This is a genomic window from Kribbella sp. NPDC051952, assembly GCF_040680855.1.
Classification (GTDB): domain Bacteria; phylum Actinomycetota; class Actinomycetes; order Propionibacteriales; family Kribbellaceae; genus Kribbella.
In genome coordinates this window covers 83,520-106,791 of the sequence record NZ_JBFAXQ010000001.1, presented here as the reverse complement: position 1 = coordinate 106,791, position 23,272 = coordinate 83,520, and the positions used below count along the sequence as shown (strand labels likewise).

The following is a 23,272-nucleotide window of genomic DNA, read 5'->3' as shown; positions in this document are numbered from 1 at the left end:
CCTCCAGTAGATGCGCAGTCTTACACCGCCGGGGGCCTTCTGGACCAGGGCACGCTAGGCTGAGCGCCCGTGAAGGTCTTGGTGATCGGCTCCGGCGGCCGCGAGCACGCACTGGTCTGGGCACTGGCCCAGGACGAGGATGTCGAGCAGGTGGTGGCGGCCCCGGGCAACCCTGGCATCGCCGTGTTGCAACCGGCGTACGACGGGCAAACGATCGTTTGCCATTCGGTGGACATCTCCGACCACGATGCGGTCGTCGCGCTGGCCAAAGAGGTCGAGGCCGATCTGGTCGTGGTCGGGCCTGAGGCGCCGCTGGTGGCCGGCCTGGCCGACCCGCTGCGAGACGCCGGGATCGCCGTGTTCGGCCCGTCCAAGGACTCGGCGCAGCTCGAGGGCTCGAAGGCGTTCGCGAAGGACGTGATGGCCGCCGCGAGCGTGCCGACCGGCCGGGCGTACGTGTGTACGACGCCGGAGCAGGCCGCGGAGGCGATCGACGCGTTCGGGCCGCCGTACGTCGTGAAGGACGACGGGCTGGCCGCGGGCAAGGGTGTCGTGGTCACGTCCGATCGGGACGAGGCGCTCGCGCATGCCGCTGGTTGCGAGCAGGTCCTGATCGAGGAGTTCCTGGACGGTCCCGAGGTGTCGCTGTTCGCGATCACCGACGGCCAGACCGTGCTGCCGATGCAGCCCGCGCAGGATTTCAAGCGTCTCGGCGACAACGACGAAGGCCCGAACACCGGCGGTATGGGCGCCTACACACCGTTGCCTTGGGCACCGGAAGACCTGGTCGAGGAGATCACCGAAAAGGTGCTCCAGCCAACGGTCGACGAGATGCGCCACCGCGGTACGCCGTTCAGCGGCCTGCTGTACGCCGGTCTCGCCCTGACCTCGCGTGGCGTCCGGGTGATCGAGTTCAACTGCCGCTTCGGCGACCCGGAGACGCAGGCGCTGCTGCCATTGCTCAAGACACCGCTGGGCGGTCTCCTGTACGCCGCGGCGACCGGCAAGCTGGCCGATCACGGAGACCTGAGCTGGCGGACCGCCTCCGCGGTCGCGGTCGTGGTGGCGGCGAAGAAGTACCCGGCCAGCCCGCGCAGCGGCGACGTGATCAGTGGCGTCGCCCAGGCCGAGGGCGACACGGTCCGGGTCTTCCACGCGGGTACGGCGCTCGACGGCGACGACCTCGTGACCTCGGGCGGCCGGGTGCTCGCGGTCAGCGCCACCGGCAAGGACCTCGACGAGGCCCGGCAGCGTGCGTACGCCGCGGTCGGCCAGATCCGGATCAAGGGATCGCAGCACCGCACGGACATCGCCCTGAAGGCGGCCCGCGGGGAGATCACCGTCTAGGTCACGCCTCGCGGGAACCATCGCGTTCCGCCCGACACAACACGACTGCAGGCCAATCGTGAGTCGGAAGGAACACATATGTGTCGCGAGGCGAGAGGACCGGTCGGGTGAGCGCCCTCCTGGCGGTTCAGAACGGAGTACGGGTGTCGCCGAGATCGGACCAGGAACTGTGGGACCGGGGCGCCGGTGGCGATGCGAACGCGTTCGCGCAGCTGTACGACCGGCATGCCCGCGCGGTCTACAACTTCCTGCATCGGCGCACCGCGTCCTGGAGTGATGCCGAGGACCTGACCTCGGCGGTGTTCCTGCAGGCGTGGCGGCGGCGGTCCGAGGTCGTTCTCGACCGCGATTCGGCGCTGCCCTGGCTGCTCCGGACGGCTGACTACACGGTGCGCAACGAGTGGCGGTCGAAGCTGCGCTACCGGAAGGCCCTGGCCGCCGCGCGTCAGTTGCACGCCGAGGTCGACGACCATGCGGACGCGGTGGCCGGCCGGATCGACGACGACGAGCGGATCAAGGCCGCCCGGGAGTCGCTGAAGCGGCTGCCTCGGCACGAGCGCGAAATCATCGAGTTGTGCGTCTGGGCCGGCCTGGACCAGGCCGCGGCGGCCGTCGCGCTCGACGTCCCGATCGGGACCGTGAAGTCCCGCCTGTCCCGCGCGCGCAAGCATCTGCGTGAGCTGAATCATCCTTCTGCTGTGGAGGTCCGACCGTGAACACCGTTCCCACTATTCCGCCGGACCGCGATCTCCGCCCGGCCACCCGCGAGCGTCAGCGCGACGAGCTGATCGCGATTCTCGAGCACGAGACCACGACCAGGACCGTGAGCCGTCGGCTGGTCCCGCTGGCTGCTGCGGCTGCCGTCGTACTCGTCGCCGGCGTCGCAATCGCCGTACCGGCGCTCCGCCCGGACAAGGGTCAGCCGCCGGTCGGGGGTGCCGTCGGTCGGCTCGATCCCTCGGGCTGGCAGCTCGAGCCGTTGAGTGCCGCCGAGCGTGAGCAACTCGCGGCCAAGTGCGCCCCCGAGCTCGACCAGACGAAGAAGATCCCCGGCCGGGTGACGAGCGGGGGCAGGACCGCCGATCCGAAACCGGCGAAACCTGACCAGGAGATCCTCGACGGTTTCCGGTACACGAACGCGCCGACGGACGCCGCTGCGACGCAGTGGGTGGTCAAGAAGAAGGTCGGCGAGTGGTTCGCCTGCGGTTTCGACCAGAAGGGTCGGCGGGTCACCGGGCTGGAGGCGGGGCCGGGTCAGCCGATGTACGGCGTGGTCGATCCGTCGGCAACGGGCACGGGCATGTACCTCAAGTCGATCCGCCGGATCACCGTCACGCCGCATGGTGGTCAGCCGGTCGAGGCGATCCTGCGCGACGGGTACTACTACGCCCCGGTGCGAGCGATGAAGGACGTCGTGAGCGGTCCGTCCAGCACACCGCTGCCGTACGTCACCCGCGGGTACGACGCCAACGGCACGCTGGTCTACACCAGCCACACGACCCTCGGAGAGGTCAGGGAGGCCAGGTCCAGGTGCTGGGTCGGCCCCGACGGGGAGCTGGCCTACTACATGTCGCCCAAGCCGACGTCGACCGCGAACTGCCTCAAGATGGTGGCCTGGGACAACCATCCCGTCGCGCGCTGACCCGCGCTACGGGCCGTAGAAGCTGTTCTGGTTCGGCCCGATGGTGCCGTCGGTCGTGTTGTCTGTCACGGACTTGTGCCGCGCGACCTTCGGCACCTCCGGGCGAGGGTGCTCGAGGACGTCGCGCAGGCGCTCGTCCTCGATCCCCGGCACACCGAGCACCGCCACGCGATGCAGGCCGGTGCCGGGGTGGGCGACAAGTTCGCGGTACGCCGGGCTGAACCAGCGCAGCGGCCGGAGCAGACCCTTCGCCACGACGGCCGCGTTCAGGGCCTTTACGGGCTCGGTCGCCGCCACCTGCTCGATGAACTCGGCCACCGTCAGCCCGCTCTCCGGCACCAGCGCGAGCGCGGCGGTCTCGATCCGGTCGGTCGCCTCATCGCGCGCCACCTTCACCCGCTGGCGGCCGTACGCGACGTCGAGCCGGCCGTCGGCCGCGAGCGCGATGAACGCGACGAGTGCCGCCCGGCCCCTGCCACCCACCAAATAGGCGGTCTCGTACGTCGTCAGCCCACTCATAGCGCCATCGTCTCGTCACAGAGGGTCACTGGCGATTTCTGGGAGGATAGGGGCGTGCTGCGGAGTTGGAGACTGGCCCTGTCGATGCTGGTGCTCGGGGTCGCGCTTGCGAGCTTCTTGGCCCTGGGGGGATCGCGAGGGACGGCGGTCGCCGAGCTGGTGTTGTTCGCCGTACTCGCCTTCATTTACTCGCCGTTGCTGTTTCCGCGGTCGGTGAGCGCGGCCGAGGCAGCGAGACGGGAGAAGCCGGTCGTCTACTGGCGGCCCGGATGCCCGTACTGCCTGCGGCTGCGGTTCACGACGTTCGGGCTTGCGGGGCGGGCCTCGTGGGTGAATATCTGGCGCGATCCGGAGGGCGCGGCAGCAGTGCGGGCGATCGCCCAGGGGAACGAGACGGTTCCCACGGTGGTGGCCGGTGGCGACAGCCGGGTGAACCCGGACCCGCGCTGGGTGCGCGAGCGGTTGCGATCCGGGACCGTTTAGGAGCCACTCCGCCGGACCAGGGAGAATAGGGGCGTGTCGAAGCCCAGCAAGCCCCGGATTCCCAACGTTCTCGCGTCCCGCTACGCCAGCCTCTCGATGGCTCAGCTGTGGTCGCCGGAGCACAAGATCGTGCTCGAGCGGAAGCTCTGGGTGGCGGTGCTGACGGCGCAGAAGGAGCTCGGAGTCGCGGTCCCAGACGGCGTTGTCGAGGACTACGAACGGGTGATCGACCAGGTCGACCTGGAGTCGATCGCGGCCCGCGAGCGGGTCACCCGGCACGACGTGAAGGCGCGGATCGAGGAGTTCAGCGCGCTGGCCGGGCACGAGCACATCCACAAGGGGATGACGAGCCGCGACCTGACCGAGAACGTCGAGCAGCTGCAGATCCGGGCCGGCCTCGAGCTCGTCCGGGATCGCGCGGTGGCAACCGCCGTACGACTCGGCCAGAAGGCAGCCGACCACGCGGCGCTGGTGATGACGGGCCGGTCGCACAACGTCGCTGCGCAGGCGACCACGTTGGGCAAGCGGTTCGCGTCCGCCGCCGATGAGTTGCTGGTCGCGATCGCGCGGATCGAGGAGCTGCTCGAGCGGTATCCGCTGCGCGGCATCAAAGGCCCGGTCGGTACGTCGCAGGACATGCTGGATCTGTTCGGCGGTGACCCGGCGAAGCTGGACAAGCTGGAGACCGAGATCGCCACGCATCTCGGGTTCAGCAAGACGCTGACCAGCGTCGGTCAGGTCTACCCGCGGTCGCTCGACTACGAGGTCGTCTCCGCGCTGGTGCAGCTGGCCGCGGCGCCGTCGAGCCTGGCGACCACGATCCGGTTGATGGCCGGGCACGAGCTCGTCACCGAAGGGTTCAAGGAGGGCCAGGTCGGGTCCTCGGCGATGCCGCACAAGATGAACACCCGGTCCTGCGAGCGGGTCAACGGTCTCGCGGTGATCCTGCGCGGGTATGCCTCGATGGCGGGCGAGCTGGCCGGCAACCAGTGGAACGAGGGTGACGTCTTCTGTTCCGTCGTACGACGGGTTGCCCTGCCGGACGCGTTCTTCGCGCTGGACGGGCTGTTCGAGACGTTCCTGACCGTGCTGGAGGAGTTCGGGGTGTACCCGGCGGTGGTTTCGCGCGAGCTGGAGCGGTACCTGCCGTTCTTGACCACGACGAAGGTGCTGATGGCCGCGGTCAAGAACGGTGTCGGCCGGGAGACCGCACACGAGGTGATCAAGGAGCACGCGGTCGCGACCGCACTGGACCTGCGCAAGGGTCTGGCCGACAACGACCTGTTCCACCGCCTTGGCGACGACGGCCGGCTCGGGCTGACCGAGGACCAGATCGTCGGCATCGTCGGCGAGCCGCTGTCGTTCACCGGTGCCGCCCTGAGCCAGGTCGCCACGATCGTCGGCCAGATCGACGACCTCGCGAAGCGCTACCCCGAGGCTGCCGCGTATGCGCCGGGGGACATCCTCTAACTCCTCGCCTTGATAACCGGACCGTGGTCCATTAAGTTAATGGGACTACAGTCCGGTTAGTGGGGTGCGTTCAGATGAGTTGGCAGCAGCAGGTCGGGGTCGTGTTCGGGAGTCTCACGCCCGCCGAGGAGTTGGCACGCGGTGCCCGGGCAGCGGAGCGGGCCGGTTTCCGGCAGCTGTGGTTCTCGGAGGACTGCTTCTTCAGCGGTGGGTTGTCCGGGGTCGCGCAGTTGCTGGCGTCGACCGAGCAGACGACCGCGGGGCTCGGTCTGGTGAGTGCGGTCACGCGCCATCCCGCCGTACTGGCGATGGAGCTGGCCGGTCTCGCGCGGATGCATCCCGGGCGACTGCGAGCCGTCGTCGGACTGGGCAACGAGCACTGGCTGCGGCAGATGGGATTGCTGCCGGAACGTCCGCTCACGGTCGTCCGCGAGACCATCGCCGTACTGCGGGAGTTGCTGGCCGGGAAGGTGGTCGACGGGCGGACGGCAGTGCACGAGTTCCAGCAGGTGAAGCTCGATCTGCCGCCGGCCGAGGAGCCGGAGCTCTGGCTCGGTGCGGTGAACGAGCGAGCGCTGAAGGCCGGGGGAGAGATCGCGGACGGTGTACTGCTGTCGGTCCTGGCCGGGCCGAGCTACGTCCGCTGGGCGCGAGAGCTGACCGGGTCGGTGCCGTTGACGGCGTACGTACTGGCGGCTGTCGACGACGACCCGTCGGTCGCGCGGGACGCGGTCCGTGGGCCGGTCGCCTTCTTCCTGCAAGCGGAATCACGGTCCGCTCTGGTCAGCCGATCGCCGTACGCCGAGGAAATCCGGGCGGCTGTGGACGCACTGGCGCCGGGGGAGTCGTTGACGGTGCCGGACCACTGGGTCGACGAGTTCGCCGTTGCCGGAGACCCGGATCAGGTCGCGGCCCGGCTGAAGGCGCTGCTCGCCGCGGGTGCGGATTCTCTCGGCCTCTGGCTGTTCCCGCCGGCGCGTCTGACCGAGCAGATCGAGCGCTTCGCCACCGAGGTGCTGGACCCGGCGAGCGGGCGCGGCCTGGTCGGTGACATCCTCTAGTTCGTGTTTGAGCCACTTACCTGGGCGCTCGTTGCGCTGTCGCTGGCGGCGATGGTGTTCGCCATCGTGCTGGCCGCGCGGGACAAGCGGATCAACTGGACGTTGCTGGGCGTGCTCGGTGTGGTCGAGGTCGGACTGCTGGCCCAGTTGGTGATCGGGATCGTGCAACTGGCGGGGACCTCGCGAGACGTCTCCGGACCGTTCTTCATCGGGTACCTGATCGGCTCGCTGCTCGTGCTGCCGGTAGGCGCGCTGTGGGCGCTGGCGGAGAGCAGCAGATGGGGTGCGGGTGCGCTGGCCGTCGCGTGCTTCGTGATCCCGATCCTCGAGCTGCGGCTGTATCAGGTGTGGACCGCATGACCGATCCGGCGGAAACGCGGCACGGTCCTGGGCGGATCCTGATCGCGGTGTACGGCGTGTTCGCGCTGTCGGCCACCGGCCGGGCGGCCGTGCAGATCGCGACCAAGTTCAGCGATGCTCCGATCGCGTACATCCTGTCGGCGGTCGCCGCGGTGATCTATTGCGCGGCGACCTATGCGTTGGCCAAGGCAACAAAGGTGTCCCGCAAGGTGGCGACAGCGGCGATCGTGGTCGAGCTCGTCGGCGTTCTCGGGATCGGTGCGCTCAGTTACGCCGCACCGGACGACTTCCCGGACGCGACCGTGTGGTCGCACTTCGGCCAGGGCTACGGCTTCGTTCCGGTGGTGCTGCCGGTGCTCGGTCTGCTCTGGTTGCGTCGTACTCGCTGACTGCCAGGTAACTGCCAGCGACGCACAGGGACTGCCCAAGGTTCACCGGACAGCATCGGTGACATGCAGATTCCAGGTCACCATCCTCGGGTCGAGATCGTCGTACCCGTCAAGAACGAGGAAAACGACCTCGGTCCGAATATCAGGCGGCTGCGGGAGTTCCTGGACACCGCCTTCCCGTTCCCGGCCGAGGTCTGCATCGCGGACAACGGAAGTACGGACGCGACCTACGAGATCGGCATGCTGCTCGCCACCGAGCTGTCCGGGATCCGGGTGGTCCGGCTCGAGCAGTCCGGGCGTGGCCGTGCACTGAAGCGGGTCTGGTCCGACAGCACCGCTGACGTGCTCGCTTACATGGACGTCGATCTCTCCACCAACCTGAACGCGCTGCTGCCATTGGTCGCGCCGCTGTTCGCCGGGCACAGTGATGTTGCCATCGGCACCCGATTGTCGAACGGTTCGCGAGTGGTCCGGCGACCGAAGCGGGAGTTCATCTCGCGGTCGTACAACTTGATGCTGCGGGCAACCTTGAGCGCGCACTTCTCCGATGCCCAGTGCGGTTTCAAGGCGATCCGCGCCGATGTCGCGCGGGAGTTGCTGCCGCTGGTGCAGGACACCAGCTGGTTCTTCGACACCGAGTTGCTGGTCCTCGCGGAGAAGGCCGGCCTGCGGATCCACGAGGTCCCGGTCGACTGGGTCGACGACCTGGACTCGCGGGTCGCGATCGCGAAGACAGTGGGCGAGGATCTGCGGGGGATCGCCCGACTGATGCGCGATCTCGGGCGCGACCGGATCGACCTCGAGCCGGTCCGGCAGGCGTACGGGCGCCCTCGCATCCTGGATCCTCGTACGGCGATGGCCGCGCGGGTACTGCGGTTCTGCGCGGTCGGGGTGTTGAGCACAGCGGCGTACGCATTGCTCTATCTCGTTCTGCGGCAGGGCATGCCGGCCCAGGTGGCGAACGTACTGGCGTTGCTCGTCACGGCCGTCGGCAACACGGCACTCAACCGGCGAGTCACCTTCGGGGTCCGCGGGATCGAGAACCGGTGGCGCCATCAACTACGTGGACTGGTTGCCTTCGGCATCGGCTGGAGCCTGACCGCCGCATCGTTGTGGCTGCTGCACGCCGCGGTCGCCGTACCGCATCAGGCGGTCGAGGTCACCATCCTCACCGCCGCGAACCTGGCCGCGACCGTGGTCCGGTTCAGCCTCTTCCAGGCCTGGGTGTTCGACGACGACGCCCCGACTCTGCCCGCCTTCGAACCGCCGGTTCTTGAGAACACCCGGAGCAACTGATATGGCAACCGTCACTGATCCCGTCGAAGCATCACGCCGGGCCGGCCCTCGGTCGATCTCCACCCAGTACACGATCGGCCGCGACAAGATCCTGTACGGCGGACTGCTGGCCCTCACCGCCATCGCTTACCTGTGGGGCCTGTCGAAGAACGGCTACGCCAACGAGTACTACGCGGCCGCGGTCCAGGCCGGGTCGACGAGTTGGAAGGCCTGGTTCTTCGGGTCGTTCGACTCGTCCAGCTTCATCACCGTGGACAAGACCCCGGCGGCGCTGTGGGTGATGGGCCTCTCCGGCCGGATCTTCGGGTTCAACACCTGGAGCATGCTGGTTCCCGAGGCGCTGATGGGCGTCGCGAGCGTCGGATTCGTGTATGTGTCGGTACGGCGGTGGTTCTCGGCGAACGCCGGATTGCTGGCCGGCGCGATCCTCGCGCTGACGCCGGTCGCTGTACTGATGTTCCGCTTCAACAACCCGGATGCGCTGCTGGTCCTGCTCCTGGCCGCGGGTGCTTGGGCGGTGACGCGGGCGATCGACTCCACGTCACATGCTGCTCGCTGGATGATGCTGGCCGGGGCACTGGTCGGATTCGGGTTCCTGACGAAGATGCTGCAGGCGTTCCTGGTTCTTCCGGCCTTCGGGTTGGCGTACCTGATCGCCGGCAAGCCCCAGCTGGGCAAGCGGTTGGTGCACAGTGTGCTCGCGCTGGTGGCGATGATCGTCAGCGCAGGTTGGTGGATCGCGATCGTCGAGCTGATGCCGGCGTCGGCCCGGCCGTACATCGGTGGGTCGCAGAACAACAGCATTCTCGAGCTGACGCTGGGCTACAACGGTCTGGGCCGGTTGAGCGGCAACGAGACCGGCTCGGTCGGTGGCGGTGGTGGCGGCAACGGCGGTGGCATGGGCTGGGGTGGTGCGACCGGTCTGCAGCGGTTGTTCAGCGGTGAGTTCGGGTCGCAGATCGCTTGGTTGCTACCGGCCGCGCTGCTGGCGACCATCGTGCTGGTCGTTGCTGCGGGCAAGGCCCCGCGGACCGACAAGACTCGGGCGTTCGCGATTCTGTGGGGCGGTTGGCTGGTCGTCACCGGGCTGACCTTCAGCTACATGCAGGGGATCATCCACAGCTACTACATGATCGCGTTGGCGCCGGCGATCGGTGCGCTGATCGGTGCGGCGATGGCGGTGCTGTGGCGGCGGCGAGCAGAGTGGTTGCCACGGGCAACGCTAGCCGGTGGGATCCTGCTGACGGCCGGGTTCAGCTTCTCGTTGCTGAACGCGACTCCTTCGTGGCACCCGTGGGTGCGGTGGATCGTGCTGATCAGCGGTGTGGCCGGCGCGGGTGCGTTGATGTTGCTGCCGGAGCTGAAGCTGCATCGGACCGCGGCTCGGCGGGCCGGGGTGTTCGCGGGTGCGCTGCTTGTGGTGAGCGCGCTGACCGGGCCGACGGCGTACTCGGTGGCGACGATCAACGCCGCGCACACCGGAGCCCTTCCGTCTGCCGGGCCTTCGGGTGCCGGTGGGATGGGCGGCGGACCCGGCGGTGGTGGCATGGGCCGGTTCGGTACACCGCCTGGCCAGAACGGCGGGACAACCGGCGGCACGACCGGGAACGGTACGACGGGGAACGGTACGACAGGGCCCCCGGGGACTGGGAACGGTACGACGGGGACGCAAGGGAACGGGACTACCGGGCGCGGCATGGGGACCGGCGGTGTTGGCGGGTTCCTTGGCGGTGGCGGGATCAGTGGAGTGTCGAGTGAGCTGGTCACCCTGCTGCAGAACGGATCCAAGGGCTACACCTGGGCGGCCGCGGCGGTGACGGCGAACGGAGCCGCACCACTACAGATCGCGTCCGGTGAACCGATCATGGCGATCGGTGGGTTCAACGGCACCGACCCGGCGCCATCCCTTGCCGAGTTCAAGGAACTGGTTGCGCAGGGCAAAGTCCACTACTTCATCGGCGGTGGCAGCGGAATGATGGGCGGCCGCGACGGCAGCTCCAGCGAGATCGCCACCTGGGTGGCCGCGAACTTCCAGTCCCAGACCGTCGGCAGTACGACCGTCTACGACCTCACCACCAGCACGACCAGCTGAGAAATCGGAGACACGACCATGACGCAGAATCCCACCTTCAACCCCGGCCCTGTATCGCCTTCCGCGACCGCGGCGCCTGCAACAGTTGGAAAGCGGCCGAGCACCGTGGTGCTGGCAGGTGCGGGGTCGGTGCTCGCCGTACTCGCGTTCCTTGGTGGCATGGCAGTCGGCCACTCGTGGGACGGAACCTCTACTCAGCAGAACCAGTTCGGTGGACCCGGCGGCGGTCAGTTCCCGGGCCAGCGCGGCACCGGGCAGAACGGCACCGGGCAGAACGGCTTCGGGCAGGGCCAAGGCAGTAATGGCCAGCAGGGCACGGTTCCGGGACAGGGCTGACCAACTGGATAGAGCAGCCCGGCGGGCCCCGAGCGGACACTCGGCCCGCCGGGCCCCTTGTCTCCGGATCGTTCAAGTGGCCTCGATATTTCGGCAACGCAGCGTTACGACACGCGGCAACGGTTGGCGCGGTGGTGAGGTGGGGTAAGGATCGGGGCGTGGAATGGTCGAACGTCACCTGGTTCCTGACCGCCCTCGGTGCGGTCGTCGTACTGCTGACGCGCGTCCGCCTCGGCGGAACCGTGGTCGACGGCACCGGTCACGGCGCGGGCAGACACGGGTACTCCGCTGCCCTGCTGCGAGTTCACACCCTCGTCGGGGTGATCACCCTGCTCGGCTGGATTGTTGCCCTGGCCACCGGTCAGCGGGAGATCGCCTTCGTGGCCCTGGCCGGATGGTGGCTGCTGGCACTGATCGGATTGTTGCTTCTGGCCCGTTGGCTGCCCAGCGGCGGCAAACACTCGGAGGACACCCAAGGCGATTCCTGGGGCTCCGGCGCCGGCCTCTCGGTCCTGGGTCATGTCGGCATGGTCGTCGGCGTCGGCTACTTCACCTTCGTCACGATCACCGATCGGCTCTGAGCCCCTCGATCAATGCCGTGACAGAACGCCGTACGGCGGCCTCGAACGCTTCCGGTGAGAGCGTCGACCCGGCCCCGGCGACCCGGTCGTACATCAGTCCGTCGATCATCGCCGCCGCCGGCCACGCGGCCCCGGCCGGATCCGGTACGCCGAGACTCTCCAGGAACCCGGCCAGCATCGTCCGCAGTTGCCGCCCGCCCTCGACGATCGCGGCCTGCAGTTCGGGTTGACGACTCGCTTCCAGCGACAACTCGTACCGCGCGATCAGATCGTCCGGCCGATCCTCGGTGAGACGGACGAGCATCCCGACCACGAGTTCGAGCGGCGGATGATCCACGTTCGGCGGCATGCCGCTGACGTCCCGGGCGAGCATGCGGGTCACGCAGGCGGTCAGCAGCGCGCTCCGGGTGCGGAGGTAGTACGACGTCGAGCCGGGCGGGAGACCTGCCTCCGTGTCGACCGCGCGGTGGGTCAGGCCGCGCAGGCCGCGGGTCGCGACCAGGTGGATCGCGGCGTCGGCGATGGCGTCCCGGCGATCCGCGCCGAGCGGAACCTGCTTCGTCACGGCGGTCAGTCTCGCACTTCTCAAGTCGACTCTACAGATGTAGAGTCTAGGTCATGAACACGGCGATCGTGGTGGGAGCGGGTATCGGCGGGGTGACGGCGGCCGTCGCGCTGCAACAGTGCGGATGGCAGGTCACGGTTCTGGAGCGAGCTCCGGAGTTGGGCGAAGTGGGAGCGGGGATCTCCGTCTGGCCGTCAGCGGTCGCCGTCCTCGAGCAGCTCGGGGTCAAGGGCGTCGAGAAGGCGTCCGCGGTGTCCGCGCCGGCCTCGATGCGCAGGCCGGACGGACGCGTGATCGTCGCGGCGGCGGATCTCGGCGTCGAGGTGCCGGTGATGATTCATCGAGCCCAGTTGCACGACCTGATCACCGCGGAGTTCGGCCCGGCCATCACGGTCCGGACCGGGTACCAGGTCAGGACGATCAGTCAGGACGACGCCGGCGTGACGATCAACGACGAGCTCCGGGCGGACCTGGTCGTCGCCGCGGACGGGATCCGCAGCGTGATCCGGTCGGCGCTCGTTCCGGCGTACGAAGGACCTCGGTATTCGGGCTATACGGCGTATCGGGGGATTGCTGAGGTCGCGACCACGGATGGCGGCGGGGAGACCTGGGGCAAGGGGGAGCGGTTCGGCTTCGCGCGGCTGATCGACGGGCGGATCTATTGGTACGCGACCGCCAACCAGCCGGCTGGTCAGAGCAGCGGCCCGGATGCCTTCAGTGACTGGCATGATCCGATTCCGGCTCTCCTCGCCGCGACGAAGGACGTGCTGCAGAACGACATCTACGACCTGTCGGTCCCGCTGGTCCCGTTCACGCACGGCCGGATCGTCCTGCTCGGAGACGCCGCTCATGCGATGACGCCGAACCTCGGGCGCGGTGCGTGTACGGCGATCGAGGACGCGGGCGCACTGGCTCGGTGCCTGGAGGAAGGCCCTGACCTGAGCGCCGCGCTCACTCGGTACGACGCCGAGCGGCGGCCGGCCGCGACCAAGCTGGTGAAGCGGTCCCGGAGCATCGGGCGGGTCGGGCAGGTGGAGAATCCGGTGATCCGCGCGATCCGTGACGGGCTGTTCGGTTTCGGCGGGAAGCTGATGTCCCTGCGGCGGCCGAAGGCCCAGGTGAAACAATCGCGGGCGTGACCACACTTCCGCAGGCGCCCGAGATCCGTGGTGCGAAGCACCTCCACTCCGGCAAGGTCCGGGATCTGTACGAGCTGGAGTCCGGTGATCTCCTGATGGTCGCGAGCGACCGGATGAGTGCGTTCGACTGGATCCTGGAGACGCCGATCCCGGACAAGGGCAAGGTGCTCACCGCGATGAGCCTGTGGTGGTTCGAGCAGCTGGATGTGCCGAACCACATCATCTCCACGGATGTGCCGGACGAGGTCGCGGGCCGGGCGGTGATCTGCGAGAAGCTCGACATCTTCCCGGTCGAGTGCGTCGTCCGCGGGTACCTGAGTGGGACAGGTCTGGTCGACTACAACGCGACCGGCGCGGTCTGCGGGATCCCGTTGCCTACCGGGCTGGTCGAGGGGTCCCGGTTGGACGAGCCGATCTTCACGCCGGCGAGCAAGGCCGAGCTCGGTGAGCACGACGAGAACGTCTCGTACGACGCTGTCGTGGCGACCGTGGGTGCGGACATCGCCGCGGCTCTCCGGGACACGACTCTCTCGATCTACACCCGGGCCCGGGCGATGGCGGAGGAGCGCGGGATCATCCTGGCCGACACGAAGTTCGAGTTCGGCGCCCGCGCGGACGGCACGATCGTCCTGGCTGACGAGGTCCTGACCCCGGACTCCAGCCGCTTCTGGCCCGCCGACCAATGGTCCCCGGGCAAACAGCAACCGTCGTACGACAAACAGATCGTCCGCGACTGGCTGGATTTCGAGTCCGGCTGGGACCGCCACTCCGGCGAAGCCCCACCGCCGCTCACCGACGAGGTGGCCGACCGCACCCGAACCGCCTACATCAACGCCTACGAGCAGCTGACCGGGCGGAAGTTCTAGAAGAGCCCGACGCCCAGGGCCAACAGGACGAAGCGGGCGGCTCGGCCGGTCAGGACCGAGAGGGTGAAGGTGGCGATGCCCATCCGGGAGGCGCCGCCGATGATGGCTACGCCGTACAGGGGCGGGATGCCGACGAAGGCGCTCAGCCAGGTGACGGGGATGCCCCATTTGCGGTCGCTCAGGGCGTCCAGGAGGCGTTTGCTGATGTCGCGGTTCCACTGGATCAGGCGGCCGCGGCGGGTGTCGAGGTCGACCGGCTTCGGCTCCTTCGTCTTCCGCGCGGCGTACCCGGGCCGGTAGCGCACGGCGAGGAACATCGCGAGCTTGCCGATGGTCTGGCCGATCGCGACCCCGACCGCCGCGACGACCGGGTTCAGCGCGCCGGAGACGCCCACGCCGAGGACGTACGCCTCAGCGTTCATCACCGGGATGACGGCGGACCCGATTCCGAAGCCCACCGCCAGCACGAGCTGCCACACCCACATGACCTCGAGGTTATGCGCCATCAGCAACGTTGCCACGCAACTCAGCCCCACTCCGGGGGTGAACCAGGGTCCCACCCAGGACGGTCCCTCGCACCCTTGACATCCATGTCAGGGCCGCCCGGGTTCCGCGGGCCGCCGGCCGCGGAGGATCGAGTTCAGCCGGCAGGCCGAGACCACCTTGACCACACACGCCGCGATCGCGACCGTGTACGGCAGCCATTGCGCGCCGGTGTGGTGGGCGATGATCAGTGAGATCACCACGGCCGCGGTGTTCACCGCCTTGGCCGGCTTGGACCAGTTCCAGACGTAGATCGGCCGGTCGACCTTGTAGAAGTAGTTCGGGCTGAGTGTCCCCGGCCAGAGCAGGAACGCCAGCGACAGCATCGTGTCCAGTACGCCGAACTGCACCAGGAAGATCGCCAGCGGCCCGATGGTCTCCCGGAACGTCGCCATGAACGCGGCCGCCAGCAGGAACGAGCAGGCCCGATCGCAGACGATGTCGAACACCGCACCGGCCACCGACTCCTCGTTCCGGCGCCGCGCGACCGCGCCGTCGGCCATGTCGCCGAACCAGTAGGCGGCGTACCCGATCACCAGCCAGCTGAGCATGCCGGTCTTGAACGCGATCGCGGCGATCACCATCGCGATGACGGTGCGGACCAGCGTGATGCGGTTGGGGATGCCCAGCAGCAGAGCGGGCCGGACGGACAGAGGTATCGGGGCCATCAGGCTGCCCTCAGATTCTCGGGATCCAGTGCGTCCCGGAGTTGGTTGCGAAGCAGGAAGCCGGCAGCAGCGCCACCGACCAGGCCGAGCAGCCAGCCGCCGGCAGTCAGTACGACGGCCGCGATCAGCATGCGCACCTGGAAAGGATCGTTGGCTCCACCGATCAGCGGGCCGAGCCCGAGCAGTCCGCCCAGCAGTAGACCGCCCGCGATCGCCGGTGCGGCGATCGCGGTCAGCTGGCGACGGATGACGCGACGAAGGAATCGGACGTCCACCCCGAGTGCGGTGAGGCACGCGAGCTGACGCCGCTGATCCACCAGTTGATCGGACACGCCGACGATCAGTGCGCCCATCGCGGTCAGTGCGACGAGCAGCAGGCCAAGAGCGCTCATCGCGAAGCCGGCGGCGTAGAAGTCGGTCTCGTAGTAGGCACCAGGCTCTGCGAACACGCCCACGAGCCCCTGGACCAGAGTGCCGACCAGGAACGCGCAGCAGCCGAGCAGTGACGCCATCCGCGCCGACGGCCGGGCGTCGGTGACCAGTCGGACCCCGGTGAGCAGGTTGGCCGGGTCACCGGACCGCGTGAGCCGACGACCGAGCGCCCCGATCCACACCGGTCCGAGGCCGAGGATCGACAGTCCCACTCCGACGACCACAAGTGTCGAGCCTACGTACCCGATCACATGGGCCGTGATCAGACCGAGGACGACCATCACCGGACCGGCGATGATGCCGGTACGGCGCTGGTCCGCCGGCCGCTCGTCCCGGGCCGGCGGTGCGTCCCCGTGCAGCAGGCTGCCGATCACCGCACCGGCCGCCGTCATCGTCACCACCACCGGAATCCAGATGAGCGCGTCCCACAGCTCCGCGCCGGGCAGGATCTGGGCCATCCGCGGCAGCAGTCCCAGGAGCAGGCTGAGCAGCAGGTAGAGCGGGCCGGCGAGCAGTCCACCAGCAAACCCGGCCATGGCCGAGTCAGTGACCGAAAGCTGCCGCACCTGCTTCCGCGAGGCCCCGGCGAGTCGCAGTGCGGCCAGTCGCCGTTCGCGAGCCGCCGTACCCAGCCTCAACGCCTGGACGGCGAGGCCTCCGGTGAGTGTGGCGAGGATGACCAGGATCGCGATCAGTCCGGAGCGCAGTCCGCTCTCGGCGACGTAGTTGCTGTAGACGTCTTCCGACAGCTCGGCGCTGCCCAGCCGGGTGATGCGGATCGCACCCAGGAGCAGTGCGCCGCTCAGCGCGAGCGCAGCGGTGGCCAGCCGGATCCGGCCGCGGTCAGCGGGGGTCCGGGAGCGAGCCAACCGCACCAGCGTCTCGAGGGTCATCAGAGCGTCACCTCGTGCTGGATCACGCCGTCCCGCAGCCGGATCTCCCGGTCCGCCTCGGCGGCGACCAGGTTGTCGTGGGTGACCATCAGCAGGGCCGCGCCGCGGTGTCGTGCGGCCTGCAGGAGCACCTCGAGCAGCTCCTGCCCGGCCCGGCTGTCCAGGCTGCCGGTCGGCTCATCCGCGAGTACGACGGCCGGTCCGGTGATCAACGCCCGCGCCACCGCGGCCCGCTGGGTCTGACCGCCGGACAGCTCGGCCGGAACCGCATCGGCCTCGTCGGCGATCCCCACCTGCTTCAGCCAGTCCCGCGCGGCCACATGGGCCTCGCCACGCTCATGACCATCCAGCAGCAGCGGCAGCGCGACGTTGTCGATCAACGGCAGGTCCGGCACCAGCTGACCGAACTGCAGCACGATGCCGACCTTCGTACGCCGGAGCCGGGTGCGCTGCTCCTCCGGGAGGGCGGCCAGGTCCTGACCGTCCACCTGGACCGTGCCCTCGTCCGGACTGAGGATGCCGGCGGCACAGTGCAGCAGAGTGGACTTGCCGCACCCGCTGGCTCCGGTCACTGCGACCACCTCACCGGGCTTGAGCTGTAGAGAGACTCCTCGGAGCGCGGTGTTGCGGCGGTACGAGTACTTCACGTGCTCCAAGGCCAGCGCAGGCTGCAGCGTGGTCATAACCGTGCCTCCTTCTGCTCCGAGATGTGGTCGAGGGCGCTGTCCAGCCAGCGCAGGTCCGCGTCGAGATGAGCCACGATGTACTCGCGGACGAGTGGCGAGGTCGGATCGTCTTCGGCCGGTGTCTCCCGCAGTTCGCGGATCCGGCGCAGGTGGCTGGCGCGCTGCCGGGCCAGGAACGCTGCCGCGTCTCCACCGGTCCGGATCGCGGCCACGAGCTTCCGCAGGACTTCGTCCGCACTGCCCCAGGCCGGTGGCACCGGGTCGGTCAGCCAGTCCGCGAGGTGATCGCGGCCCTTGCCTGTCAGTGCGTAGACAGTCCGGTCCGGGCCGCTACCGGAGGTCTTGTCGACCACCTCGACGAGGCCGTCCCGCTCCAGCCGCCCGAGGGTTGTGTACACCTGCCCGAACGCCAGCGGCCGGCTGTCCGGGAACCACGTGTCGTGGCCGCGCTTCACGTCGTACCCGTGGGCCGGGCCGGCGGAAAGTAGCCCGAGGACGAGCTCTGCAGTGGCCATGACCAGAACTATACACTGCGTGTATGTACTCAGTGAATAGTCGTGCGATGCTGTGTTCTGGCCCCGCATCGGTAGGATTCAGGGCGTCACCCCGGAACCAGACCTGGAGTAAGTCAGTGGCTCGCGTTGTCGTCGACGTCATGCTCAAGCCCGAGATCCTCGACCCGCAGGGCAAGGCGGTGCACGGCGCGTTCGGCCGGCTCGGCTTCGACGGCGTGGCCGATGTCCGTCAGGGCAAGCGGTTCGAGATCACCCTGGACGGTGAGGCGACCGAGGAACAGGTCGCCGAGATCCGGAAGGCGGCGGACACGCTGCTGGCCAACCCGGTGATCGAGGACTACACCCTGCACGTGGAGAACGGTCAGTGAAGATCGGGGTCGTCACCTTCCCCGGCTCGCTCGACGACGTCGACGCCCGGCGCGCGGCCGCGGTCGCCGGCGCTGAGCCGGTCGCGCTCTGGCACGGCGACGCCGACCTGCACGGTGTCGACGCGGTCGTCCTGCCGGGCGGCTTCTCGTACGGCGACTATCTCCGCGCCGGCGCGATCTCCCGGTTCGCCCCGGTGATGGAGACCATCATCAAGAAGGCCGGCGAGGGCCTGCCGGTGCTGGGGATCTGCAACGGCTTCCAGGTGCTGTGCGAGTCGCACCTGCTGCCCGGCGCGCTGATCAAGAACCACCACCGTAAGTTCATCTGCAAGGACCAGCCGCTGCGGATCGAGAACAACCGCACCGCCTGGACCAGTGACTACGACGCCAACCACGAGATCACCATCGTGCTCAAGAACCAGGACGGTTCGTACGTCGCCGACGAGGCGACCCTGGACCGGCTGGAGGGCGAGGGCCGCGTGGTCGCCCGCTACCTGGCCGAGAACCCGAACGGCTCGTACCGCGACATCGCCGGTATCACCAACGAGCGCGGCAACGTGGTCGGCCTGATGCCGCACCCGGAGCACTGCGTCGAGACACTGACCGGCCCGAGCACCGACGGCCTGGGCTTCTTCACCTCGGTGCTGAAGGCCGTCGTCGCCGGCTGATGAAGCTGTTGCGGGCGGGGAAGTGGGCACTTCTCCGTGCCGCCGCGATCGTCGTGGCGGCTACTGCTACGGCGGCCGGAGTGACCGCGGTGCCGGCGCAGGCGGGTCCCGCACCGACGCAGGCGCAGTCGCTGCTCGCGAAGGTCGTGGTGATCGGCGTATCGGGTCTGACCTGGGGTGACGTGAAGGCGTCGCCGGAGCTGACCGCGTTGGTGAACCAGTCGCACGTGGGTTCGATCAGCGTGAAGACGGCCGGTCCGCACACCTGCCCGGTCGACGGCTGGCTGACGATCAGCGCCGGGTCGCGGTCGTGGGGGAGTGTCCCCGACGAGCCCTGCGGTGCCCTGCCGGCGGTTGCTGACGGCAAGGTCGCCAACTGGCAGACGTACGCCGACCGCCAGGCCGAGCACCACACCGGCGCACCCATCGGCCGCCTGGGCGCGGCCGGCTACCCGATGTGCGGTTTCGGACCGGGTGCGGCGATCGCGCTGGCCCGCACCGACGGTTCGGTGACCAACTGGCAGCCTGAGTTCGACCCGGCCCGACTCGCGAGCAACGACTGTGGTGACGCGATCGTCGACGCCGGGGTACTCCCGCCACGCGAGGGCCGAGCCGAGGCCCGGCAGAAGGTCGCGGAGCTGGTCGCACAGGCGCGTGCGGCCGGAGGCTGGGTCTTGCTGGTTGGCGTGAGCCAAGAGCTCGCCGACTCGCATCAGGAGCCGCTGGTCGCGATGCAGCTCCCGCCGGACAACGGTCCGCGCTGGCTGACCAGCGACAGCACCCGCCGTCCCGGGCTGATCCAGCTGACCGATGTGACGGCGACGATCCTGCGCGGACGCACTGCCGCGGAGGTTGATCCGGCCGGGGCCGAGAAGGCCGGTCCGCTGGACGGGAACGAGATCCACTTCGCCGGCGACCTGCATACAGATGCTGCGGCCGTGATCGAGGATCGGCTGGATGCGAACCAGCGGTTCGAGCAGCCGCGCCCGATGCTGATCGTGGTCTCGATGACGATCCTGGCCGCGGAGCTCCTCGCACTGGCCTGGTTCTGGATCACCCGCAGCCCGCGGGCTCGTCGTACCCTCACCTTCACGCTGCTGACGCAGGGCGGGTTCTTCATCGCGGTGTTCCTGTCCACCGCGACAGTGTGGTGGCGGTGGCCGTCGCCTGGATTCTCCTTGTACTGCGTGGTTCTCGGCATCAGCGCTTTGTTCGCAGCGGTGTCGCAGCTGGTTCTGAAGCGCTATGCGTTCCTCGGGATCACCGGAGCCGCCTACCTGATCCTGCTGGTGGACGGCGTACTGGGGACACCGCTGCAGTTCGGCAGTATGTTCGCCGACGGTCCTGTGATCGGTGGGCGGTTCTATGGCTTCGGCAACTCCACTTTTGCGACCCTGGCGGTCGCAGCGCTCGTCCTTGCCGGGTTCGCCGCGCAGAAGCTGATCGACAAGAGCCGGGTGCAGGCTGCGCTCGCAGTGCTTGCCATCGGCGGCGCTGCGATCGTGGTGGACGGCAGACCGGGCTGGGGGACCGACTTCGGCGGCATCATCGCGCTGACCCCGGCTGTGCTGCTCCTGGCCTGGATGACCTGGCGCGGCAGCATCTCCCTGCGTGCGTTGATCGGCGTGGGCGTTGTCGGCGTACTGGCTGTGTCTGCTGTCGCGTTCCTCGATTACCTGCGGCCTCCGGACCAGCGGAGTCACTTCGGCGCCTTCGTCGCCCGGCTGCTGGACGGGGACGTGAGCGACGTACTGATCCGCAAACTGCAGATGGCCGTGCAGTTCTTCACCGGTCCGTCCGGCTGGGGGATGCTGGTCGGGGTCGTGGTGTGCATGCTTGCCACCGTGCTGCCGGACCGGGTCCCGTTCCCGGCGTACCGGAGCTTCTACACCAGTCGGCCGATGGTCCGGCCGACTCTGCTCGCACTGTCGACCTGTGGTCTGGTCGGCATGCTTTTGAACGACGCCGGGGTCGCACTGCCCGCGATCATGGCCGGTTTCGCCCTACCACTGCTGGCGGCGCATCTGCTGGCCAGTCAGCAGCCCGCTACCGTTTCACCTGAGTCCCACCTAGTGCAGGAGTCCTGAAGTGTCTACCGACACCGTTACCAACGCCACCAACACGCCTGAGGTCGAGCAGCCCTGGGCCGAGCTCGGCCTGAAGCCGGACGAGTACCAGCGGATCCGCGACATCCTGGACCGGCGTCCGACCAGCTGCGAGCTGGCGATGTACTCGGTGATGTGGAGCGAGCACTGCTCGTACAAGTCCTCCAAGGTGCACCTGAAGCGCTTCGGCGAGATCCCGCAGGAGACACCGGCCGGGAAGATGCTGGCCGGCATCGGTGAGAACGCCGGCGTGATCGACATCGGCGAGGGGTACGCCGTCACCTTCAAGGTGGAGTCGCACAACCACCCGTCGTACGTCGAGCCGTACCAGGGCGCGGCCACCGGGGTCGGCGGCATCGTCCGCGACATCATCGCGATGGGCGCCCGCCCGGTCGCGGTGATGGACCCGCTGCGCTTCGGCCCACTGGACGCTCCGGACACCAAGCGCGTACTGCCGGGGATCGTGTCCGGCGTCGGCGGCTACGGGAACAGCCTCGGCCTGCCGAACATCGGCGGCGAGGTCGTCTTCGACCCGACGTACCTGGGCAACCCGCTGGTGAACGCGCTCTGCATCGGCGTGATGCGGCACGAGGACCTGCACCTCGCGAACGCGACCGGCGTCGGCAACCAGATGATCCTGTACGGCGCCAAGACGGGCGGCGACGGGATCGGCGGTGTATCGGTGCTCGCGTCGGAGACCTTCGCCGAGGGCGGTCCGACCAAGCGGCCGGCGGTCCAGGTCGGCGACCCGTTCATGGAGAAGCTGCTGATCGAGTGCACGCTCGAGCTCTTCGCCGCGAACGTTGTCGAGGGCATCCAGGACCTCGGCGGCGGCGGACTGTCCTGTGCGACCTCGGAGCTCGCGAGTGCGGGCGACGGTGGCATGCGGGTGTCGCTGGACAAGGTGCCGCTGCGGGACGCCTCGCTGTCACCTGAAGAGATCCTGATGAGCGAGTCGCAGGAACGGATGATGGCCTGCGTCACCCCGGACAACGTCGAGGCGTTCCTGAAGATCTGCGCCAAGTGGGATGTCCAGGCCGATGTGATCGGCGAGGTGACCGACACCGGCCGGCTCGAGATCGACTGGCACGGTGAGCGGGTTGTCGACGTACTGCCGGAGACCGTCGCGCACGAGGGCCCGGTCTACAACCGCCCGTACGCTCGGCCGGACTGGCAGGACGACCTGCAGGCCGACGGCGCCGAGAAGTTGCCGCGGGCAACCACGGGTGCGGAGTTGCGGGACACCCTGCTGCGATTGGTTGCCTCGCCCAACCTGTGTGACAAGTCCTGGGTCACGGACCAGTACGACCGGTACGTGCTGGGCAACTCGGTACTGGCGCAGCCCGAGGACAGCGGCATGATCCGCGTCGACGAGACCAGTGGCCTCGGCGTCGCGGTCTCGACCGACTGCAACGGGCGGTTCGCCAAGCTCGACCCGTACACCGGTGCGAAGTTGGCGCTCGCCGAGTCCTACCGGAACGTGGCCACCACGGGTGCCCGCCCGGCCGCGGTGACGGACTGCCTGAACTTCGGTTCGCCGGAGGACTCGGGCGTGATGTGGCAGTTCACCGAAGCGATCCGCGGTCTGGTCGACGGGTGCATCGAGCTGGGTATCCCGGTCACCGGCGGCAACGTGTCGTTCTACAACCAGACCGGTGACACCCCGATCCTGCCGACCCCGGTGGTCGGTGTGCTGGGCGTGATCGACGACGTCACCCGCCGTACGCCGATCGGTTTCACCGCCGAGATGGAGGGCCACCAGCTGTACCTGCTCGGGGAGACCGAGGAGGAGCTGTCCGGATCGGAGTGGGCGCACGTCATCCACGGTCACCTCGGTGGACGGCCGCCTGCGGTCGACCTCGAGGCGGAGAAGCAATTGGCCGACATCCTGATCAACGCGTCCCGCGACGGTCTGATCGACGCGGCGCACGACGTCAGTGACGGCGGTGTCGCGCAGACGCTGGTCGAGTCGGCTCTCCGCGCCGGTGTTGGTGCGCGGGTGTGGGCTCCGGACGGACTCGACCCGTTCCTGTTCCTGTTCGCGGAGTCGGCCGGCCGCGCGGTGGTCGCCGTACCGCGGACCGAAGAGGTCCGGTTCACCGACATGTGCACCGCCCGCCGCTTTCCCCACGCGAAGATCGGCGTCATCACCGGCGACACTCTCGACGTCCAGGACCAGTTCGAGGTCCCGCTGACCGAGCTTCGTACGGCGTGGACGCAGACCCTCCCGTCGGTCCTCAACTGACTT

The 23,272-nt window shown here is 68.6% G+C and carries 25 protein-coding genes; 18 read left to right on the top strand and 7 right to left on the bottom strand.

Annotation, left to right across the window (positions count from 1 at the left end; all coding sequences use genetic code 11):
- The first annotated feature begins 69 nt into the window (after positions 1-69).
- The 3 genes from purD to AB0L70_RS00475 all read left to right on the top strand — a co-directional run bounded on the left by purD (position 70) and on the right by AB0L70_RS00475 (position 2,989).
- The gene (purD, locus tag AB0L70_RS00485; RefSeq protein ID WP_363678345.1) at positions 70-1,347 is read left to right on the top strand and encodes a phosphoribosylamine--glycine ligase; all 1,278 of its coding nucleotides are present in this window, start codon (positions 70-72) and stop codon (positions 1,345-1,347) included.
- Positions 1,348-1,490: 143 nt separating this feature from the next.
- Positions 1,491-2,063 (top strand): sigma-70 family RNA polymerase sigma factor, encoded by a 573-nt coding sequence (locus AB0L70_RS00480; protein WP_363678343.1) that lies wholly within the window; start codon positions 1,491-1,493, stop codon positions 2,061-2,063.
- Positions 2,060-2,989, top strand: a complete 930-nt coding sequence (locus AB0L70_RS00475; RefSeq protein WP_363678341.1) for a hypothetical protein — start codon at positions 2,060-2,062, stop codon at positions 2,987-2,989. The genes AB0L70_RS00480 and AB0L70_RS00475 overlap by 4 nt, the downstream gene beginning before the upstream one ends.
- A gap of 6 nt (positions 2,990-2,995) precedes the next feature.
- Here the strand turns inward: AB0L70_RS00475 and AB0L70_RS00470 are convergent, their stop codons facing one another.
- On the bottom strand, positions 2,996-3,508 hold the full coding sequence (locus tag AB0L70_RS00470) for a TIGR04222 domain-containing membrane protein (RefSeq protein ID WP_363678339.1): 513 nt from the start codon (positions 3,506-3,508) through the stop codon (positions 2,996-2,998).
- Positions 3,509-3,562: 54 nt separating this feature from the next.
- On the opposite strand from AB0L70_RS00470, the gene AB0L70_RS00465 reads away from it, so the two are divergent.
- The 9 genes from AB0L70_RS00465 (at position 3,563) to AB0L70_RS00425 (ending at position 11,576) form a co-directional block, all read left to right on the top strand.
- Positions 3,563-3,991 carry a glutaredoxin domain-containing protein gene (locus AB0L70_RS00465; protein ID WP_363678337.1) on the top strand — a complete coding sequence of 143 codons (429 nt, stop codon included), beginning with the start codon at positions 3,563-3,565 and terminating at the stop codon, positions 3,989-3,991.
- Between the two features lie 33 nt (positions 3,992-4,024).
- Positions 4,025-5,461, top strand: coding sequence for an adenylosuccinate lyase (gene purB, locus AB0L70_RS00460; RefSeq protein WP_363678335.1), 1,437 nt, complete (start codon positions 4,025-4,027; stop codon positions 5,459-5,461).
- Positions 5,462-5,535: 74 nt separating this feature from the next.
- Positions 5,536-6,522, top strand: a complete 987-nt coding sequence (locus AB0L70_RS00455) for an LLM class flavin-dependent oxidoreductase (RefSeq protein WP_363678333.1) — start codon at positions 5,536-5,538, stop codon at positions 6,520-6,522.
- 3 nt (positions 6,523-6,525) lie between these two features.
- A complete protein-coding gene (locus AB0L70_RS00450) occupies positions 6,526-6,882 on the top strand; it encodes a hypothetical protein (RefSeq protein WP_363678332.1) in 357 nt (118 codons plus the stop codon).
- Entirely contained in the window at positions 6,879-7,271 is a 393-nt protein-coding gene (locus AB0L70_RS00445; protein WP_363678331.1) for a hypothetical protein, read from the top strand. The genes AB0L70_RS00450 and AB0L70_RS00445 overlap by 4 nt, the downstream gene beginning before the upstream one ends.
- A 63-nt stretch (positions 7,272-7,334) precedes the next feature.
- Positions 7,335-8,567: a bifunctional glycosyltransferase family 2/GtrA family protein gene (locus AB0L70_RS00440; RefSeq protein WP_363678330.1), complete on the top strand. Its 1,233-nt coding sequence runs from the start codon at positions 7,335-7,337 to the stop codon at positions 8,565-8,567.
- Position 8,568: 1 nt separating this feature from the next.
- On the top strand, positions 8,569-10,659 hold the full coding sequence (locus AB0L70_RS00435; protein WP_363678327.1) for a glycosyltransferase family 39 protein: 2,091 nt from the start codon (positions 8,569-8,571) through the stop codon (positions 10,657-10,659).
- A gap of 18 nt (positions 10,660-10,677) precedes the next feature.
- Positions 10,678-10,995: a hypothetical protein gene (locus AB0L70_RS00430; protein ID WP_363678325.1), complete on the top strand. Its 318-nt coding sequence runs from the start codon at positions 10,678-10,680 to the stop codon at positions 10,993-10,995.
- A 158-nt stretch (positions 10,996-11,153) separates the two neighbouring features.
- Positions 11,154-11,576 carry a hypothetical protein gene (locus AB0L70_RS00425; protein WP_363678323.1) on the top strand — a complete coding sequence of 141 codons (423 nt, stop codon included), beginning with the start codon at positions 11,154-11,156 and terminating at the stop codon, positions 11,574-11,576.
- Here AB0L70_RS00425 and AB0L70_RS00420 read toward each other — a convergent pair.
- Positions 11,560-12,141, bottom strand: coding sequence for a TetR family transcriptional regulator C-terminal domain-containing protein (locus tag AB0L70_RS00420; protein WP_363678321.1), 582 nt, complete (start codon positions 12,139-12,141; stop codon positions 11,560-11,562). The genes AB0L70_RS00425 and AB0L70_RS00420 overlap by 17 nt on opposite strands.
- Before the next feature lie 53 nt (positions 12,142-12,194).
- Here AB0L70_RS00420 and AB0L70_RS00415 point away from each other — a divergent pair, with 53 nt between their 5' ends.
- Together AB0L70_RS00415 and AB0L70_RS00410 are read left to right on the top strand one after the other, a co-directional pair.
- A complete protein-coding gene (locus AB0L70_RS00415) occupies positions 12,195-13,280 on the top strand; it encodes an FAD-dependent monooxygenase (RefSeq protein ID WP_363678319.1) in 1,086 nt (361 codons plus the stop codon).
- A complete protein-coding gene (locus tag AB0L70_RS00410) occupies positions 13,277-14,146 on the top strand; it encodes a phosphoribosylaminoimidazolesuccinocarboxamide synthase (RefSeq protein WP_363678317.1) in 870 nt (289 codons plus the stop codon). Before AB0L70_RS00415 ends, AB0L70_RS00410 begins: the two co-directional genes overlap by 4 nt.
- Here the strand turns inward: AB0L70_RS00410 and AB0L70_RS00405 are convergent.
- From AB0L70_RS00405 to AB0L70_RS00385, 5 genes are all read right to left on the bottom strand, one after another.
- A complete protein-coding gene (locus tag AB0L70_RS00405) occupies positions 14,143-14,631 on the bottom strand; it encodes a hypothetical protein (RefSeq protein WP_363678315.1) in 489 nt (162 codons plus the stop codon). The genes AB0L70_RS00410 and AB0L70_RS00405 overlap by 4 nt on opposite strands.
- Before the next feature lie 108 nt (positions 14,632-14,739).
- Complete coding sequence (locus AB0L70_RS00400) at positions 14,740-15,357, bottom strand: CDP-alcohol phosphatidyltransferase family protein (RefSeq protein WP_363678313.1); 618 nt, start codon at positions 15,355-15,357, stop codon at positions 14,740-14,742.
- Positions 15,357-16,682 (bottom strand): hypothetical protein, encoded by a 1,326-nt coding sequence (locus tag AB0L70_RS00395; RefSeq protein WP_363678311.1) that lies wholly within the window; start codon positions 16,680-16,682, stop codon positions 15,357-15,359. Before AB0L70_RS00395 ends, AB0L70_RS00400 begins: the two co-directional genes overlap by 1 nt.
- A complete protein-coding gene (locus tag AB0L70_RS00390; RefSeq protein WP_363678309.1) occupies positions 16,682-17,365 on the bottom strand; it encodes an ABC transporter ATP-binding protein in 684 nt (227 codons plus the stop codon). Before AB0L70_RS00390 ends, AB0L70_RS00395 begins: the two co-directional genes overlap by 1 nt.
- A complete protein-coding gene (locus AB0L70_RS00385; RefSeq protein WP_363678307.1) occupies positions 17,362-17,883 on the bottom strand; it encodes a PadR family transcriptional regulator in 522 nt (173 codons plus the stop codon). The genes AB0L70_RS00390 and AB0L70_RS00385 overlap by 4 nt, the downstream gene beginning before the upstream one ends.
- 116 nt (positions 17,884-17,999) lie before the next feature.
- On the opposite strand from AB0L70_RS00385, the gene purS reads away from it, so the two are divergent.
- From purS to purL, 4 genes are read left to right on the top strand one after another with little or no spacing between them, the layout of a single operon-like run.
- Complete coding sequence (gene purS / locus AB0L70_RS00380; RefSeq protein ID WP_363678305.1) at positions 18,000-18,251, top strand: phosphoribosylformylglycinamidine synthase subunit PurS; 252 nt, start codon at positions 18,000-18,002, stop codon at positions 18,249-18,251.
- Entirely contained in the window at positions 18,248-18,919 is a 672-nt protein-coding gene (purQ, locus tag AB0L70_RS00375; RefSeq protein ID WP_363678303.1) for a phosphoribosylformylglycinamidine synthase subunit PurQ, read from the top strand. The genes purS and purQ overlap by 4 nt, the downstream gene beginning before the upstream one ends.
- A complete protein-coding gene (locus AB0L70_RS00370) occupies positions 18,919-21,006 on the top strand; it encodes a hypothetical protein (RefSeq protein ID WP_363678301.1) in 2,088 nt (695 codons plus the stop codon). Before purQ ends, AB0L70_RS00370 begins: the two co-directional genes overlap by 1 nt.
- A gap of 1 nt (position 21,007) precedes the next feature.
- On the top strand, positions 21,008-23,269 hold the full coding sequence (gene purL, locus AB0L70_RS00365) for a phosphoribosylformylglycinamidine synthase subunit PurL (RefSeq protein ID WP_363678300.1): 2,262 nt from the start codon (positions 21,008-21,010) through the stop codon (positions 23,267-23,269).
- The last annotated feature ends 3 nt before the right edge of the window (positions 23,270-23,272 follow it).

What these genes read in the sequence shown, in the direction of transcription:
- AB0L70_RS00470 (WP_363678339.1), bottom strand. Translation starts at nt 3,508, where the DNA reads ATGAGTGGGCTGACGACGTACGAGACCGCCTATTTGGTGGGTGGCAGG.
- AB0L70_RS00455 (WP_363678333.1), top strand. Translation starts at nt 5,536, where the DNA reads ATGAGTTGGCAGCAGCAGGTCGGGGTCGTGTTCGGGAGTCTCACGCCC.
- AB0L70_RS00445 (WP_363678331.1), top strand. Translation starts at nt 6,879, where the DNA reads ATGACCGATCCGGCGGAAACGCGGCACGGTCCTGGGCGGATCCTGATC.
- AB0L70_RS00440 (WP_363678330.1), top strand. Translation starts at nt 7,335, where the DNA reads ATGCAGATTCCAGGTCACCATCCTCGGGTCGAGATCGTCGTACCCGTC.
- AB0L70_RS00435 (WP_363678327.1), top strand. Translation starts at nt 8,569, where the DNA reads ATGGCAACCGTCACTGATCCCGTCGAAGCATCACGCCGGGCCGGCCCT.
- AB0L70_RS00430 (WP_363678325.1), top strand. Translation starts at nt 10,678, where the DNA reads ATGACGCAGAATCCCACCTTCAACCCCGGCCCTGTATCGCCTTCCGCG.
- AB0L70_RS00415 (WP_363678319.1), top strand. Translation starts at nt 12,195, where the DNA reads ATGAACACGGCGATCGTGGTGGGAGCGGGTATCGGCGGGGTGACGGCG.
- AB0L70_RS00405 (WP_363678315.1), bottom strand. Translation starts at nt 14,631, where the DNA reads ATGTGGGTGTGGCAGCTCGTGCTGGCGGTGGGCTTCGGAATCGGGTCC.
- AB0L70_RS00400 (WP_363678313.1), bottom strand. Translation starts at nt 15,357, where the DNA reads ATGGCCCCGATACCTCTGTCCGTCCGGCCCGCTCTGCTGCTGGGCATC.
- AB0L70_RS00395 (WP_363678311.1), bottom strand. Translation starts at nt 16,682, where the DNA reads ATGACCCTCGAGACGCTGGTGCGGTTGGCTCGCTCCCGGACCCCCGCT.
- AB0L70_RS00390 (WP_363678309.1), bottom strand. Translation starts at nt 17,365, where the DNA reads ATGACCACGCTGCAGCCTGCGCTGGCCTTGGAGCACGTGAAGTACTCG.
- AB0L70_RS00385 (WP_363678307.1), bottom strand. Translation starts at nt 17,883, where the DNA reads ATGGCCACTGCAGAGCTCGTCCTCGGGCTACTTTCCGCCGGCCCGGCC.
- AB0L70_RS00370 (WP_363678301.1), top strand. Translation starts at nt 18,919, where the DNA reads ATGAAGCTGTTGCGGGCGGGGAAGTGGGCACTTCTCCGTGCCGCCGCG.